This window comes from Salicibibacter halophilus (assembly GCF_006740705.1).
Classification (GTDB): domain Bacteria; phylum Bacillota; class Bacilli; order Bacillales; family Marinococcaceae; genus Salicibibacter; species Salicibibacter halophilus.
In genome coordinates this window covers 1,053,007-1,069,045 of the sequence record NZ_CP035485.1, presented here as the reverse complement: position 1 = coordinate 1,069,045, position 16,039 = coordinate 1,053,007, and the positions used below count along the sequence as shown (strand labels likewise).

Annotated in this window: 17 protein-coding genes; 12 read left to right on the top strand and 5 right to left on the bottom strand. The window is 47.1% G+C overall.

Translation table 11 applies throughout. From position 1 onward, the window contains the following. Positions 1–2: 2 nt before the first annotated feature. Positions 3–1,412, top strand: coding sequence for a dihydrolipoyl dehydrogenase (gene lpdA / locus EPH95_RS05210; RefSeq protein ID WP_142087924.1), 1,410 nt, complete (start codon positions 3–5; stop codon positions 1,410–1,412). Between the two features lie 45 nt (positions 1,413–1,457). Here the strand turns inward: lpdA and EPH95_RS05205 are convergent, their stop codons facing one another. Further along, positions 1,458–1,928: a hypothetical protein gene (locus EPH95_RS05205; protein ID WP_142087923.1), complete on the bottom strand. Its 471-nt coding sequence runs from the start codon at positions 1,926–1,928 to the stop codon at positions 1,458–1,460. A 226-nt stretch (positions 1,929–2,154) separates the two neighbouring features. On the opposite strand from EPH95_RS05205, the gene EPH95_RS05200 reads away from it, so the two are divergent. The 3 genes from EPH95_RS05200 (at position 2,155) to EPH95_RS05190 (ending at position 3,661) form a co-directional block, all read left to right on the top strand. Then, complete coding sequence (locus EPH95_RS05200; RefSeq protein WP_227004055.1) at positions 2,155–3,003, top strand: polysaccharide deacetylase family protein; 849 nt, start codon at positions 2,155–2,157, stop codon at positions 3,001–3,003. A 145-nt stretch (positions 3,004–3,148) separates the two neighbouring features. Beyond that, positions 3,149–3,265 (top strand): GapA-binding peptide SR1P, encoded by a 117-nt coding sequence (locus tag EPH95_RS05195; protein ID WP_142087921.1) that lies wholly within the window; start codon positions 3,149–3,151, stop codon positions 3,263–3,265. 114 nt (positions 3,266–3,379) lie between these two features. Next, entirely contained in the window at positions 3,380–3,661 is a 282-nt protein-coding gene (locus EPH95_RS05190; RefSeq protein ID WP_142087919.1) for a UPF0223 family protein, read from the top strand. A 29-nt stretch (positions 3,662–3,690) separates the two neighbouring features. On the opposite strand, the gene EPH95_RS05185 is transcribed toward EPH95_RS05190, so the two are convergent. Continuing rightward, complete coding sequence (locus EPH95_RS05185; RefSeq protein WP_142087918.1) at positions 3,691–4,323, bottom strand: YktB family protein; 633 nt, start codon at positions 4,321–4,323, stop codon at positions 3,691–3,693. Between the two features lie 202 nt (positions 4,324–4,525). Here EPH95_RS05185 and EPH95_RS05180 point away from each other — a divergent pair, with 202 nt between their 5' ends. Together EPH95_RS05180 and EPH95_RS05175 are read left to right on the top strand one after the other, a co-directional pair. Beyond that, positions 4,526–4,714, top strand: a complete 189-nt coding sequence (locus EPH95_RS05180) for a hypothetical protein (RefSeq protein ID WP_142091495.1) — start codon at positions 4,526–4,528, stop codon at positions 4,712–4,714. Between the two features lie 260 nt (positions 4,715–4,974). Then, positions 4,975–5,769 carry an inositol monophosphatase family protein gene (locus tag EPH95_RS05175; RefSeq protein ID WP_160141620.1) on the top strand — a complete coding sequence of 265 codons (795 nt, stop codon included), beginning with the start codon at positions 4,975–4,977 and terminating at the stop codon, positions 5,767–5,769. An 88-nt stretch (positions 5,770–5,857) separates the two neighbouring features. On the opposite strand, the gene EPH95_RS18660 is transcribed toward EPH95_RS05175, so the two are convergent. After that, positions 5,858–6,034, bottom strand: coding sequence for a DUF5325 family protein (locus tag EPH95_RS18660; protein ID WP_160141619.1), 177 nt, complete (start codon positions 6,032–6,034; stop codon positions 5,858–5,860). Positions 6,035–6,432: 398 nt separating this feature from the next. On the opposite strand from EPH95_RS18660, the gene typA reads away from it, so the two are divergent. Both typA and EPH95_RS05165 read left to right on the top strand, forming a co-directional pair. Beyond that, positions 6,433–8,262: a translational GTPase TypA gene (gene typA / locus EPH95_RS05170; RefSeq protein ID WP_142091494.1), complete on the top strand. Its 1,830-nt coding sequence runs from the start codon at positions 6,433–6,435 to the stop codon at positions 8,260–8,262. A gap of 88 nt (positions 8,263–8,350) precedes the next feature. Continuing rightward, positions 8,351–8,599, top strand: a complete 249-nt coding sequence (locus tag EPH95_RS05165) for a YlaH-like family protein (RefSeq protein WP_142091493.1) — start codon at positions 8,351–8,353, stop codon at positions 8,597–8,599. A gap of 38 nt (positions 8,600–8,637) precedes the next feature. Here EPH95_RS05165 and EPH95_RS05160 read toward each other — a convergent pair whose 3' ends face one another. Continuing rightward, positions 8,638–8,802: a DUF2197 domain-containing protein gene (locus EPH95_RS05160; RefSeq protein ID WP_142087914.1), complete on the bottom strand. Its 165-nt coding sequence runs from the start codon at positions 8,800–8,802 to the stop codon at positions 8,638–8,640. 206 nt (positions 8,803–9,008) lie between these two features. On the opposite strand from EPH95_RS05160, the gene EPH95_RS05155 reads away from it, so the two are divergent. Next, positions 9,009–10,337, top strand: a complete 1,329-nt coding sequence (locus EPH95_RS05155; protein WP_142087913.1) for a PhoH family protein — start codon at positions 9,009–9,011, stop codon at positions 10,335–10,337. 55 nt (positions 10,338–10,392) lie between these two features. Here the strand turns inward: EPH95_RS05155 and EPH95_RS05150 are convergent, their stop codons facing one another. Beyond that, on the bottom strand, positions 10,393–10,857 hold the full coding sequence (locus tag EPH95_RS05150; protein WP_142087911.1) for a peptidyl-prolyl cis-trans isomerase: 465 nt from the start codon (positions 10,855–10,857) through the stop codon (positions 10,393–10,395). A gap of 89 nt (positions 10,858–10,946) precedes the next feature. On the opposite strand from EPH95_RS05150, the gene glsA reads away from it, so the two are divergent. From glsA to pyc, 3 genes are all read left to right on the top strand, one after another. Beyond that, entirely contained in the window at positions 10,947–11,885 is a 939-nt protein-coding gene (gene glsA, locus EPH95_RS05145; RefSeq protein ID WP_227004054.1) for a glutaminase A, read from the top strand. Between the two features lie 230 nt (positions 11,886–12,115). Then, the gene (locus tag EPH95_RS05140; protein WP_142091491.1) at positions 12,116–12,391 is read left to right on the top strand and encodes an Fpa/YlaN family protein; all 276 of its coding nucleotides are present in this window, start codon (positions 12,116–12,118) and stop codon (positions 12,389–12,391) included. 169 nt (positions 12,392–12,560) lie between these two features. Then, complete coding sequence (pyc, locus tag EPH95_RS05135) at positions 12,561–16,031, top strand: pyruvate carboxylase (RefSeq protein ID WP_142091490.1); 3,471 nt, start codon at positions 12,561–12,563, stop codon at positions 16,029–16,031. The last annotated feature ends 8 nt before the right edge of the window (positions 16,032–16,039 follow it).

Here is a 16,039-nt window from a genome sequence, read left to right as displayed (position 1 = left end):
ACATGGTTGTAGGAGATTTAGCAGAAGAAGTAGATACGATTATCATCGGGTCTGGTCCCGGGGGGTACGTTGCCGCCATTCGTGCCGCGCAACTCGGACAATCTGTCACGATTGTCGAAAAAGGGGACTTGGGAGGCGTTTGCTTAAACGTTGGTTGCATCCCTTCCAAAGCCTTGATCGAAGCCGGGCACAGTTACGAAAAAGCGCATGGAAATGATGAGCTTGGCATTAAGGCAGAAAACGTCTCCGTTGATTTTTCTAAAGTACAAGAGTGGAAAGGCGGCGTGGTTGAAAAATTGACAGGCGGTGTCCAGAGCCTGTTAAAAGGGAATAAAGTGAACGTTGTACAGGGAGAAGCGTATTTCTCCGACAAGGACACCGTGAGAGTGTCCAGTGAAAATAACAGCGGGCAATCTTACAAGTTCAAGAATGCCATCATCGCGACAGGTTCTCAGCCGATTGAGCTTCCCAATTTTAAATATAGCGACCGGGTCATAGATTCTTCGGGTGCGTTGGCGTTGGAAGATATTCCGGAGAAGCTCGTCGTTATCGGCGGCGGCTATATCGGCATTGAATTGGCAGGCGCTTATGCCAATTTTGGAAGTGAAGTGACCGTCCTCGAAGGCGAAAAACGAATCCTTGGCGGATTTGAGAAGCAAATGTCCCAGCTCGTTCAGCGTCGTTTGAAAAATAAAGGGGTCACGTTCTACACGCAAGCGATGGCGAACGGTGTGGAAGAAAAAGAGGATGGCGTGACGGTGACGGCCGATGTGAAGGGCGAGGAACAAAAAATCGATGCCGATTATGTGCTCGTAAGCGTTGGACGCAAGCCGAATACCGAAGAGCTTGGCCTTGAGCAAATCGGTATTGACATGGATGATAGCGGGCTCATTCAAACCAACAAAGAAGCGCGTACGAGCGTATCCAATATATACGCAATCGGTGATATTACCGATGGTCCGCCGCTTGCACATAAAGCATCTTACGAAGGCAAAATTGCCGCTGAAGTTATTTCCGGCGAAGCATCTGCCATTGATTACCTTGGCATCCCGCTTGTGGCTTTCTCGGAGCCGGAACTGGCATCCGTCGGTTATACGGAAGAGGAAGCCAAAGAAGCCGGTTATGAAGCAAAAGCATCGAAGTTTCCATTCCAGGCCAACGGACGGGCCTTGTCCCTCAATGATACCGACGGGTTTATGAAACTTGTCACAAGGGAGGATGATGGCTTAGTCATCGGTGCCCAAATCGCCGGCCCAAATGCCTCCGATATGATCGCCGAAGTTGGACTTGCCATTGAAGCCGGCATGACTGCAGAAGATGTGGCCATGACGATTCATGCCCACCCGACCCTTGGAGAAATTACCATGGAAGCAGCCGATGTGGCGTTGGGCACGCCAGTCCATTCCATGTAACAAATAAGACAGAAAAACACCGGTGCTGATGACAGCACCGGTGTTTTAACGTTGGTTGAAATTATCCTGTAATATTGTTACGAGTTGCTCCGCGGTTTGTTCACCACTGACAACCGTGACGGATTGATCCTCGTGGACCAGCATAAGCGTGGGAAATTCCTCCACTTCATATTGATCAAATTCGGCCTCTTGCTCTCGAATAATCGTAACGTCTGTTTCTGTGTCACTTCTGTTTTGAAAATCAATTAATGCGTCATAGTAAGGGCGTTCGATATCACGCTTATTTTCATCAATGAACAATAATGCTTTGGGTCCTTCGGGGGTAGTGACTGCTTCAAGTGTTTTTATTTCGTCTGAATTGCTGCATGAGGATGAAATTATAATAATAGCAAAGATGCTGGCTATAAGACCTGTTTTTTTAGGCAGGTAAGAAAGTATAAAATTTTTTCCTGCATAAATGCAACGAAGGCTTTCGACATAAAGGCTTGGCGATAAGCCAAGTTTTCTAACTGTCATACTCTCTCACGACCTTTTTTCAGACGTCATCATCTTTAAATCGATGATATCACGGAAATGAAAACGAGAGGCGAAGGTAAAGAAAATGTAATGGAAAAGAAAGCATAACGTCAAAATATTAATATGGAAGGAAAAACCTTTCAATCTTTGAAAATTCATTGCAACTTTTGTAGAAATATGTAAGATTGAACGAGAACGTGGAATACATAGGCTGGGGGAATGGAAAATGCGTTTGTCCAAAACAATGCTTTGTTGGACGGCAGCTGGAATGCTAGTGCTCGCGGCATGCCAACAAGCGGAAGAAGAGGCTGGCATAGAGGAGAATGAAGAGGAAGAGAGCGCGGGGCCCGAAGAAGAAAACGAAAGGGAAGAAGAAGGAGAAGATGTTTCAACGGAGCCCGAAGAAGAGAATGAGGAACCTAAAGAAGAAACGCCTGAACCGGTGTACACACTAAACGAAAATGACTGGTCGTTAGAACCCATTGACGATGCCGAAGAAGAAGCGGTCTTAATTACCATTGATGATGCGCCGGATGAATACGCCGTTGAGATGGCGGAAACGCTCGACGAGCTTGATGTTGCGGCAATCTTTTTCATCAATCACCATTTTATAAATGATGAAGAAGGAGAGGAACAGCTCCTTGATATTCTCGAACATGGCCATGAACTAGGAAACCACACCATGACCCATGCAAATTTACAGGAGATCACCGAGGAAGAGGTCGAAGATGAAATTGTCGATTTAAACGATGAAATCGAACGGATTACTGGGGAAAGACCGGACTTTTTCCGCGCTCCTTTTGGAGCGAATACAGATCGCAGTTGGGAAGTCGTGGAAGAAGAAGGAATGCTGGGCATGAATTGGACTTATGGGTTTGATTGGGAAGAAGAATATACAGAGCCCGATGCCCTAGCGGAAATGATGGTAGAGACAGAACTTTTACAAAACGGAGCCAATCTTCTTATGCACGATCGGGAATGGACGAATGATGCCCTTGAAGATATTATTATAGACCTCGAGGCCGAAGGCTACGACTTTATCGATCCGGCAGAAATTGAACTAGAGAATGAGTGATCCCAAATGAACCTAAAAACTGAGCTCTGGCTTCTGCCATCCGATTTCCGTAATGTGACATACAATTCCTTCATTGACAAATGAATTATGACATCATATTATAAAGATACGAAATAAAAAACGCTTTCATGAGGAGTGCGATGGCATGGCAATGATCGTTTGTTCGGAATGTGACTGTACCATTGAACATTTCAAAGCGGATAAGATGGCAACGTTATACGGAAATTGCGAAGCATGCAAGAAAAAACGCGCGTCAAGGTAACAGCTGGGAGATCAAAAAGGTGGTGCAGGGTCGCTAAGGTGGCGGGTGCACCATCTTTTTTGCTGTTTGCCGTGCGTCGATTGCCTGCTATAATGGAGGCGAGGCAGGTGTGTCATGATGAAAGATGAAATAGCCATTCCCTTTTCCACCGATTGGACCGAAGATGAGATTGTCACGGTGGCGAACTTTTTTACGCAAGTGGATAACGCTTACAACGAAGGTGTGAAAGCCGGTGAACTACTACGGGCGTATAACCAATTTAAAGAAGTGGTACCGGCAAAAAATGAGGAAAAGACGTATTTCCGTGATTATGATCAACAAGCGGATCAATCGTGCTGGCGAACGGTTCGGCTGGCCAAGGAAAAAAAACCGGAAGAGATTATCAAGCAAACGTGAAAAAACAAGGCTTTGCTCGCCTTGTTTTTTTATATGTGCCATTGGGTTGTTTTGTCGTAAAAGGATTGGACATGTGAAAAAGTATCCATAATCGTTGCAAAGAGCTTGTCCCCATCTCCCAGGACAGGATCATCGTGGGGGATTTGCTGTCCGATCAAAAACTCCCCTTTTTTCACGTCTCGAAAACGAACGAGGCTTTTTTGCAGTTCCTCGGAATCCATTGCTTCCAACGTGCGTGCGTTTTTCTTTGTATGGTCGAGAGAAACGGCATAATGATTGGGTAGTTTTTCGAGTTGGTCTTGGTTGTCCAACAATAGCTGCGCAATTTCTTTTTTATTCGGAAGCTCATAAATGTACGCAAGCCAAATGAAAAGATGGTCATCAAACAATCCGACTTGGAAATGGGGATGTTTTTTATAGCCACGATTGTTATGGGCGACGGCAAGCCATGTATCCGATGGCGGGTTTGTTTTGCGCCGCGCGTGTTTAGCGATGTGCAAGAACATGTCATTCCCTGTTAAATCACTGAGTTGTTCAGCCAGTGGTTCCCCCAACGCTTTAAATTTCGGTTGAATTTTTTCCCGTATCGCTTCCATTCGTGGTTCGAGCCCATCGATATCAAAAACATGGAAATCGTCTTGTGTAAATGTTGGAAGATCCATCTGGAAAAACTCCTTTTTTCATTATGATAGCGTTTGTGAGACAAGGAATCAAACCGAAAGGAGTGACAGGATTTTTTTATATTGAAATGAACAGGACGCTTGAAATATGGAACGCATATGATATAATAATCGAAATCAGAATAATTAATCATGTCATTGCTTATGGTTGTCCGAGGCTCTAAAAAAAAGAGGGGTGTGTATGATGGAACAAGTCATCCAAGCGCTTAAGAGGACTGACGCTGAAGAAAGAATACCGGTGCTACGTCTGGAAATCGATTATGAACTCGTCACGCTCCATGATGCAATGAAAGGCAATGATGAAGAAGGCAAGAGTGAAACAAAACAACGCTTGAAACAACTTAGACAGGAGCTCATACGTTTAGAAGCGTAGCGATAAAGTGAAACTTCATTTCCTGTGCGTCGCGATCGGCCTGTTTGTGCTAACACCCGGGGAAAACGCATTCATAGGTATGAAAAGAAAAACGGGCATTTGCCCGTTTTTCTTGTTTATGGCAGCCGGAAAAGGGGAAAATAGTACATGTACATAGACGGGTAGTATGGATGGACACGCGACCCCCTTTCAAAAACAACAACAGATATGAGATACTACCCATATCCATTTTATCGAACATCGAAGGAGAGGGTCATCCCGTGGATTGGACAGCGATGAAAGATCACGCAATAGCATTTATAACAGAGGCCGCCCACCGTCTTTACGATCCTGCCATTCGAAAGCTGGATATTGACACGAAGGAAGACGCGGATGACCTTGTGACCGAGAATGATTATGCAGTGCAACGTCTTTTGACGAAAAAAATTAAAGAAACATATCCAAAACACTTTGTTGTCGGGGAAGAAGGAGAACATAAGGAACCAATCCCCGAAAATGCCGTGACTTGGTATATCGATCCAATCGATGGCACGACGAATTATGTGCACCAATACATGAATTTTTCGATCTCCATCGGGATCCATTATGAAGGGGAAGGCAAAGTCGGAGTGGTCTATGACTTGATTGCCGATGAATTGTTTACCGCCGTTAAAGGAGAGGGTGCATATCTGAATGGAAAGAGATTGCACCAGAGAAAGACGGTGGACTTATCGCGGGCAATTATCGGTTTTAACGCCCGCTGGCTCGTAGGGAGGGCAGACGCGAAAACGAAAGAAGTGTTCGCGGGTCTTGTTAGAGACGTGCGCGCGACCCGGTCATACGGCGCGGCTTCCTTGGAGCTGGCCTATATCGCGGCCGGGCGTCTGGATGCCTATGTAAATATGCGCTTATCGCCGTGGGACTACGCGGGCGCGATGGTTTTGCTTGCGGAAACGGATGCCGGCTGCTCCCCGCTGTTTGACCATGATACGTTGTTTAAAGATTCATGTTCAGTGCTCGCAGGCGAGAAAAACGTCTTCAAAGAAATTTATCAAAGATGTAATGCTGAACGATAAAAAAACGAACAGCCCTTCACAGAGGTGCGAGGGGCTGTTCGTTTTTTAGACCGCAGCGGCCTTTCAGCAAATCGGAAAATCGGCAGAACTAAGTAACCGGGTTCTTTTTCCGATAGATTGCCGCGCCTTTAAACGAAGAATACAGAACGATGGTTGCGACGATCGCGATCATGAAACTTCGTTCCGCCACTGCAACGCCATAAGACAAGATGGACGCAGTGGCAAGAAAGGCCAGAAATAAAAGGGTCCAGTTTATTTTTCGCATCAAATTCACCTGCTTTTCGTTTCCTGCGTTCAGTGTAAAGAAAACGGACAAGGATATCAATAGGAGTGAAGGGGGAGGTCGGGAAAAAGATGGGGCGTACAGAGCAATCGCTTGGGTGATTCATTGATTCATGGGAGGGGCGGGGGGCTTGTTGCGTCGGCCCGAATTCGTTCGCTAAGGACAATTTCGGTCACCATGGACGGTTTATCGGTCGCCATGAATAGTTCATGGAGCCTGAAATGCCAGCATAAACCCGCTGCCGGTCACCATAGGGAATGTATGACGCCTTAAAGCCAATTCCAACGCGTAAGTTTTTTGCTGATTCCGCCCTCTTTATGGTAAAATCGAAAAGTTAAAGAATCTGCTTAGACTAAGGAGAGAACTGCCCTGTGAAGAATATACGCAACGACTTGCGCAATATCGCGATTATTGCGCATGTGGATCACGGCAAAACCACGCTCGTTGATGAAATGTTGAAGCAATCGGGAACATTTCAAGCGCACGAGCGAGTAGATGAACGCGCAATGGATACCGATGACTTGGAAAAAGAACGCGGCATTACGATTTTAGCGAAAAATACAGCTTTACAGTATAAAGAAAAACAAATCAACATCCTTGACACGCCGGGACACGCCGATTTCGGCGGGGAAGTGGAGCGTATTTTGCAAATGGTGGACGGGGTACTTCTCGTCGTCGACGCTTATGAAGGCTGCATGCCGCAAACGCGGTTTGTGTTAAAAAAGGCGCTTGAACAAAAACTCACCCCCGTCGTCGTGTTGAATAAAATTGACCGGGAAAATGCACGGCCGGAAGAGGTCGTCGATGAAGTGCTGGATCTCTTTATCGAATTGGGCGCGACGGAAGACCAAATTGATTTTCCGGTGCTTTATGCATCAGCGATCAACGGCACGGCCAAACTCCCGGAAGATGAGACAGACCGGGGCATGGAAGTACTTTTTGACGCGATTGACGAGCACGTGCCTGCCCCTAGGGATACGAGTGATGAACCGCTCCAATTTCAAATCACGATGTTGGAATATAATGATTTTCTGGGACGAATCGGGGTTGGCCGCGTATTCCAAGGAAAAGTTGCCCATGGAGACCGCGCGGTTTTGATTACGAGGGATGGCGAAGAACGAAAATTCCGCGTCAGCAAGCTGTTCGGTTTTCATGGTCTCGAAAAACAAGAAATCAAAGAGGCCGAAGCCGGGGACATCATCGCGATTGCAGGTGTCGATGACATTAACGTCGGGGAAACGATTTGCCTCGAGGACCATGTGGAAGCTTTGCCTGCGCTCCGCATCGATGAGCCTACGCTCAAAATGACGTTTTTGGCCAACAACAGTCCGTTTTCCGGATTGGAAGGCGACCACGTCACGAGCCGGAAAATCGAAGAACGATTAATGCGGCAATTGGAAACGGATGTGAGTCTTAAAGTCGAGGAAACCGATTCGCCGGATGCATGGATGGTCTCCGGGCGTGGGGAATTGCACCTCTCCATCCTTATTGAAAATATGCGCCGAGAAGGATATGAGCTGCAAGTCTCCAAACCGGAAGTGATTATAAAAGAGACCGATGGGGTCAAACATGAACCATTTGAACGCGTGCAAATCGATGTCCCGGAAGCGTACACAGGCGCTGTCATGGAATCGCTCGGCGAACGTAAAGGCGAAATGCTGAACATGAAACAAGAAGGCGAAGGCCAGACTCGCCTCGAATTTCTCATTCCTTCGCGAGGGTTGGTTGGATATTCCACTGAATTTTTATCGCAAACAAAAGGGTACGGCATCATTAATCACTCTTTTGATTCCTATCAGCCACTTATTCAAGGGCAAATTGCCGGACGAAGGGAAGGCGTCCTCGTGGCCAAAGAAAAAGGAAAAGCAACGACGTATAGCATGTTGCATTTGGAAGGCCGCGGCATGCTGTTTGTTGAAGCGGGCACAGAGGTTTATGAAGGCATGATTGTCGGCGAGCACAGCCGGGAGAACGACTTGGCGGTGAACATTACGAAAGAAAAAGCGGCCAACAATATTCGTTCCGCCACAAAAGAACAGACGGAGAACTTAAAAGAACCGCGTATTCTAACCCTTGAAGAAGCGATGCAATACTTGAATGACGATGAATATTGTGAGCTTACTCCGCAGGCTATACGCATTCGCAAGAAAACGTTAAGCACGTCTATGCGTGAGCGCGAACAAAAACGCAATAAGAAAATTTCAACGTAAGTAGGAGGTAAGCGAAGTGCAAGAAGGAGGGCAACTCTCTCAAGGTGATTTTTCCTGGTTTGCACAGTTGTTTGGGATCTATGACGATATGGCCCTCGGCTTTTGGCTCCTGTACTTCTCCGTAGTCGTCCTAAGTGTGATCGTATTTAACCTAGGCTTCGCGAGAAAATTGCCGTTGCTAAAAAATGTGGTCGTGTACACCGGTCTCGTCATCGGTTGCTTTGTCTTAACGTTTTTTGCCATTTTTATGCCCGTCGCCGAAGCTCTGATTGTGATAGCGGCAGTGCTTGGCGTTTACCGGATTCGTCTGCGAATCCATAAGAAAAAAGCAGCCTAAAAAAAGAGCCACTGCAAATCTTCTGCAGTGGCTCTTTTCTATGATTGTTTTTCCCCTCGCCGGGTTTTTGCTTTCCGCGAAATCCGGTCGTAACATTCAGCGCATGTGTACGTGTGAATCGGGCGGTTGCGCAACTTTTTTGCGAGAGGGTCATCGTCGGAAATCCGGTCAATTCGACTGCATAATAAACACTTTGTTCGCATATTTCAACGCAGCATCCTGCTGCATGTACAAAATACAGCGGTCTGCTTCACTCCTTTCCCAGCCAAACATCTCCTTCTATTTTAACATGTCTGACGGCATGGATTAAAAAGACTTGTCAATTTTGCCTCTCCTTTTGCATAAACAAAAGTAAGAGGCAATGCTTCATGCCTCCGTTACCGTTATTCGCAAACCGGGAGGTAACGAATTGAAAAAAACCTATGTTCTTGATACAAATGTCCTGTTGCAAGACCCTCGTGCCCTTTTTTCTTTTAAGGAAAATGATGTTCTCGTTCCCGCGATTGTGTTGCAAGAGTTGGATGCGAAAAAAAAGCACATGAACGAAATCGGACGAAATGCCCGGGAAGTGGCGCGACTCCTTGATCAGCTAAGGTCCCGCAAGCCGTTGCATCAAGGGGTGCCTCTAGAAAATGGCGGTCAATTGCACGTGGAGTTAAACCACCGCTCTTATGAAAAGTTAAAAAACATTCTGCCTGATGCAACAAATGATAATCGGATTATTGCGTTGGCTTTAAATGTTGAAGCCGAAAAAAAGAAAGAAGCGCGTGATGAACAGGTTATTTTAGTAAGCAAGGATGCGCTCGTGCGTATTAAAGCGGAAGCCTTCGGCTTAAAGGCAGAAGATTTTCTCAGTGACCGCGTGATTGTCGATGATGATCTATACAAAGGTTATGAAAGTGTTCACGTGGAGCCTGTTTTGTTGGAACAATTTTATAAAAACCGGGAGCTCCCCGTAACGTCCATCCCTTGTCCCCCCCTGTATCCAGGATCTTTTGTCATTCTTAAGAATGAGGTCAAACCTTCGATGTCCGGATTGGGACGTGTCGATCATGAAGGAAAGGTGCTGCGGCCGCTCACCCATGATCGAGAAAGTGTATGGGGGATTAAGCCAAGGAACGTTCAACAAAAGATGTCTTTTGATATTCTGTTGGATCAAACGCTGCCCTTGGTGACGTTGACAGGGAGAGCAGGTACCGGAAAAACACTGCTTTCCATGGCGGCAGGTTTATTGCAAACAGAGGATTTAAACATTTATAAAAAGTTGCTGCTTGCGAGGCCGGTCGTACCGATGGGAAAAGATATCGGATATTTGCCCGGGGAAAAAGAGGAAAAATTACGTCCGTGGATGCAGCCGATTTATGATAATTTGGAATTTTTGTTTAACGCAAATAAACCCGAAGAAGTGGCCAATATTTTATCCGGGTTAGGCTCGATTCAAGTTGAAGCGCTCACGTATATTCGCGGGCGCAGCTTGCCCGGGCAGCTGATCATTGTGGATGAAGCGCAAAATTTAACGAAACATGAAGTGAAAACGATCCTAACAAGAGTCGGCGAGAATACGAAAATTGTGTTGATGGGCGATCCGGACCAGATTGATCATCCGTATTTGGATGCCTATAACAATGGGCTTGCTTACGTGGTGGAGCGTTTTAAAGACCAATCGGTCAGCGGCCATGTGTCGCTTGCGAAAGGAGAAAGGTCTTCGCTTGCGCAACTGGCGGCGGATTTGTTGTAGAGAAAGGGCCGAACGACGGAGTGTTCAGCCCGGGGGTTGAAAGTCGATAGGCACGCTATTCTACCCGCAGTTCAACTACATGGGTCACCGGTGAACGCTGGTTCGTGCCATCCGCAAAATAGATATGGATTGGACCATCTTCTTTTAGCGCCATGCCTGCGGATGAGAAACCGGCGATCCATGTTTTTCCGGTTTCCAAAGGGGCTGTGACTTTTTCCCCTGATGATGTGACAGCGACAAGGGTGGTTGCGGATGGGGATGGTTCGGCATTGTCAATAAATGGTTCAAGTTTCATGCCATAGGAGCCTTCAATCAAGGCTTCTTTTTTCGTGCGAATCTGATTGGTTTGCCAACGCCTCGGACCGATGTTTCCCCTCTCTTCCTCCGACGCTTCTCCAGATTGATTTTCCTGAAATAATGCTTCCAGATCGACTTTTCGATTATCAAAGATCCAGACGGTGGGGTCAAGGGTAATTCGATGTTTGGCGTTTCCCGATATGGGGACAATAAAAGGGTCCATTGCAGTAGCTCCTCTATGTTTTTTTCTTTTATGGTAACATACCAAAAAAAGAAGAATAAACGTAAACGTGTAACCGGGAGGCGGTAGCATTGCATGAAGATTTTGCGCAGTTTGAAATTGAGGTTGAAGAAATCGTTGAGGAGATGCGTGCTTTTACTGGCGAAGGAGAGGTTGCCACATACATTCCGGAATTGCGGCGTGCGGCCCCTGATGCTCTTGGGTGCGCTTTATATACAAAAAACGGGATATGCATAGGCTTTGGGGACAAAGAGCGGATGTTTACATTGCAGAGCGTCTCAAAAGTGGTGGCGCTCGCGCTTGCAGTTATGGATAGCGGGGAAGATGAAGTGTTTGGCAAAGTCGGGATGGAACCGACCGGCGGGCCGTTCTATTCCATGGCACGACTGGAATTAATGAATCGCTCAAAACCGCTAAATCCCATGATTAACGCCGGGGCGCTTACCGTTACGTCCATGATCGGCGGCCGGACGGCAACGGACAAATTGGAGCGTTTGCTGCGGTTTGTACGTGAACTAACCGGAAATGAACAACTGACTTATGATCGTGCAGTAGCCGCATCGGAATTGGAAACGGCAGATCATAACCGGGCGCTGGCGTATTTTTTAAAAGGGGAAGGGGTCATCAACAGTGATGTGGAACCTTTGTTGGATGTGTATACGAAACAATGCGCGCTTAGCATGACGTGTTGCGATCTCGCGAGAATCGGTTTCGTCTTTGGCCACGAAGGCCGCTCCCCTGAGACGGGAGAACAAATTGTTCCGGTGCCGGTTGCAAGAATGGTTAAAACGTTTATGGTCACATGCGGGATGTATAACGAATCGGGAGAACTTGCCATAAAAGCGGGCATTCCGGCAAAAAGCGGAGTATCCGGAGCGATTCTCGGAAGCGTTCCGGACGGCATGGGCATCGGGATTTACAGCCCCCCATTGAATGAAAAAGGAAACAGTTTGGCAGGGGTCGAGCTTTTAAAACGTTTATCCCGGCACTTCCATTTGAGTATTTTTTAACTTTGGTGGAGTAGGCTGGTAATAGATCAGCCAAATGAAGATCCTGGTCCACCGAACGTTTTGAAAAGTGTTCTTGCAATTTAACGGCATAATCGATAAGATAACAATAGGAGTTTTACCTCGGTGATAAGCGTCCGGCGCTAACACCCAGATTCGTTCAACTAACCATCAAAGGGGGTAATCCTTGCGCTGATGGTAGTTTCATTTTATCTGGAGGGATTCATGTGCATATGGAGACCGTAACCGATAGCAGAGAACAGGCCTATGCTGTCCTCAAGGCAGATGCTGAAAAAATCAGGCAACTGATTGAAGTGCAAATGAAAAACTTAACGATGCCGCAATGTCCGCTTTATGAAGAGGTGCTGGACACGCAAATGTTTGGGCTTTCCCGTGAAATAGATTTCGCCATTCGCTTAAATTTAATCGATGAACAGGCCGGCAAACATATCATGAATGAGCTCGAAAGAAAATTATCCGCCTTACATGACCGAACGGTAAATCAATAAGCCAATTCTGCAAAGTGGAATTGGTTTTTTTTAATTTGGTGAAAAAGTTGGCAGCACAAGGCGTTTGATGGTTAATGCTTATCGGGTCGCCAACAATTATATAAAATTTTTTGTAGATTCAAGTTGTAAGAAATGCTATTATAGTGAAACACCTTTTTTAGATAGAAAAATGGAGAATGGAGGAACCGACGTGAGTGAACTGAAAAATATTCAAAAGGTACTCGTTGCAAACCGCGGCGAGATTGCAATTCGAATCTTCAGGGCTTGTACGGAACTTCATATTCGTACAGTGGCGGTTTATTCCAAAGAAGACACAGGTGCATTTCACCGCTATAAAGCGGATGAAGCTTATTTAGTCGGGGAAGGAAAAAAACCGATTGACGCTTATTTGGACATTGAGAATATTATTTCGACTGCGAAACGGACAGGCGTAGATGCCATTCATCCGGGATACGGGTTTCTGGCGGAAAATACGCATTTCGCGGAGCGTTGTGAAGAAGAAGGCATTATTTTTATCGGGCCGAAGAGCGAGCATTTACATATGTTCGGCGATAAAATTCAGGCGCGCAAAACCGCGATTGAAGCAGGCCTCCCGGTTATTCCGGGAAGCGACGGCGCCGTTTCCGGTGTCGAAGAAGTGGAGAAATTCGCCGCGGAACACGGCTATCCCTTTATCATTAAGGCGAGCATGGGCGGCGGCGGACGCGGGATGAGGATTGTCCGCACCCCGGAAGAAGTAAGGGATTCATATGAGCGGGCATGCTCGGAAGCGCGCTCCGCTTTTGGCAGCGATGAGGTCTATGTGGAAAAACTCATTGAAAACCCTAAGCATATTGAAGTGCAAATTCTCGGTGACCATGAAGGCAACACCTTGCATTTGTATGAACGGGATTGTTCAGTGCAAAGGCGCCATCAAAAAGTTGTTGAAATCGCTCCCAGCAGCTCGCTAAGCGAACAGCTCAGGGATGATATTTGCCAGGCGGCGGTGGACCTTGCCAAAAACATTAATTATTTGAACGCGGGTACTGTCGAATTTCTCGTTGGCGATGATGGGACCTTTTACTTTATTGAAGTCAATCCGCGCATTCAAGTCGAGCATACGATCACGGAAATGGTGACAGGCGTGGACATCGTGCACACGCAGCTATACATTGCCGATGGCCTCCCTATACACGGGTCCGTTATCGCGCTGCCCGAGCAATCGGAGATCCGTACCCATGGGTACGCGATTCAGTCACGTGTAACAACCGAAGATCCGGAGAATGGCTTCATGCCGGACACGGGAAAAATTATGGCGTACCGCTCCAGCGGCGGTTTCGGTGTGCGCCTGGATGCAGGAAACGGATTCCAGGGCGCGGAGATCAGTCCCCATTACGATTCGCTGCTCGTTAAAGTATCGACATGGGCACTCTCCTTTGATGTCGCTGCCGCGAAAATGCTCAGAAACTTACGGGAGTTTCGTATTCGCGGCATTAAAACAAATATTGCCTTTTTGGAAAATGTCGTGCAACATCCACAATTTTTAAACGGAGAATACAATACGTCGTTCATCGATGACACGCCGGAATTGTTCGTTTTCCCACGCCGGAAAGATCGGGGAACGAAGATGTTGACGTTTATCGGAGAAACGGTGATCAATGGGTACCCGGGGCTGGAGCAACAGAAGAAACCGGTCTTTTCCGCGCCTCGCATGCCGAAGATAGATGAAGACGCGCCTATGCCGTTGGGAACGAAGCAGGTGCTGGATGAGCGCGGTGCCGACGGGCTTGCGAAATGGCTCAAAGACCAGGAACGCACGCTTTTAACGGACACGACGTTCCGCGATGCCCACCAGTCATTGCTCGCGACACGCGTGCGCAGCCATGACTTGCTAAAAATTGCCGAGCCGACAGCACGCATGTTGCCTGACCTGTTTTCCACGGAGATGTGGGGCGGAGCAACGTATGATGTGGCCATGCGCTTTTTGCATGAAGACCCATGGGAGCGTTTGGTAAACCTTCGGGAAAAAATGCCGAATGTATTGTTCCAAATGCTTCTTCGCGGGGCGAACGCGGTCGGATATAAAAATTATCCCGACAACGTCATCGAACAATTTGTAGAAACGTCCGCTAATGCAGGCATCGATGTCTTCCGCGTTTTCGATTCCCTCAATTGGCTTGAAGGGATGACAAAAGCAATCGAAGCGGTCGGAAATACGGGTAAAATCGCGGAAGCGGCGATCTGTTATACCGGTGACATCCTTGATCCCAATCGTTCGAAATACAATTTGACCTATTATAAAGAGCTTGCGAAAACGTTGGAAGCCGAAGGAGCTCATATTCTCGGCATCAAAGATATGGCAGGCTTGCTGAAGCCGGAAGCGGCCTATCAATTGGTAAGCGAGTTAAAAGAAACCGTAGACCTCCCCGTGCATCTGCATATGCACGACACAAGCGGTAATGGCGTCTTTACGTATGCAAGAGCGATCGACGCCGGCGTCGATGTTGTCGACACCGCGATCAGTGCAATGGCCGGGTCCACTTCGCAGCCGAGCATGGAAAGCTTGTATTACGCCATGAAAGGAACGGGCAAGGAACCGGCATTGGATGTGGAATCCGCCAGTAAACTAAGCAATTACTGGGAAGATGTGCGCACGTATTATCAAGGGTTTGAAAGTGGTTTGAGCGCGCCCCATCCGGACATCTACGAACATGAAATGCCGGGCGGGCAATACAGCAACTTGCAGCAGCAGGCAAAAGCGGTCGGCTTAAGAGGGCGTTGGGATGATGTGAAAGACATGTACGCGAGAGTGAATACACTGTTCGGCGACATTGTAAAAGTCACCCCATCCTCAAAAGTTGTTGGTGATATGGCGCTTTATATGGTGAAAAACGATCTAACGGAAAAAGATATTTTTGAACAAGGGAATACGCTCGATTTTCCGGAATCGGTTGTGGAAATGTTCCAGGGGGAAATCGGTCAACCGCCTGGAGGTTTTCCGCCTGAGCTGCAACGCATCATTTTGAAAAACCGGGAAGCGTATACCGACCGCCCGGGCAAGCATATGGAACCTGTTGATTTTGATGCGCTTGAAAAGCAGTTGTTCGAGGAGCTGGACCGACAGGTAACGACACACGATCTCATGAATCATACGATGTATCCGAAAGTCCACAGCGAATATGAACAGTTTAGCAATTATTTTGGGGATGTTTCGGTTCTCGATACACCGACATTTTTCTACGGTCTGCGATTAGGCGAGGAAATTGAGGTGGAAATCGAACCGGGCAAAACATTAATCGTGAAACTTATTTCTATTTCCAGGGCATCGGACGCAGGGGATCGCATTGTCTACTTTGAACTCAACGGCCAGCCGCGAGAGGTGATCATTAAAGACCGAAGCATCGAGAGCACCGTGGCCGAGAAACAAAAAGCGGATAAGAAAAATCCGAATCACATTGCCGGTACGATGCCGGGGACCGTCTTGAAAGTGCTCGTAAAAGAAGATGAAGAAGTGAAAAAAGGCGATCAGTTAATCATCACGGAAGCGATGAAAATGGAAACAACGGTACAAGCCCCTCGTGATTGCACCATCAAGGCCATTCATGTCGATAACGGGGAAGCGATCGACAATGGTGACTTGTTGATCGAAATCGATGATTAAAAGGTAGG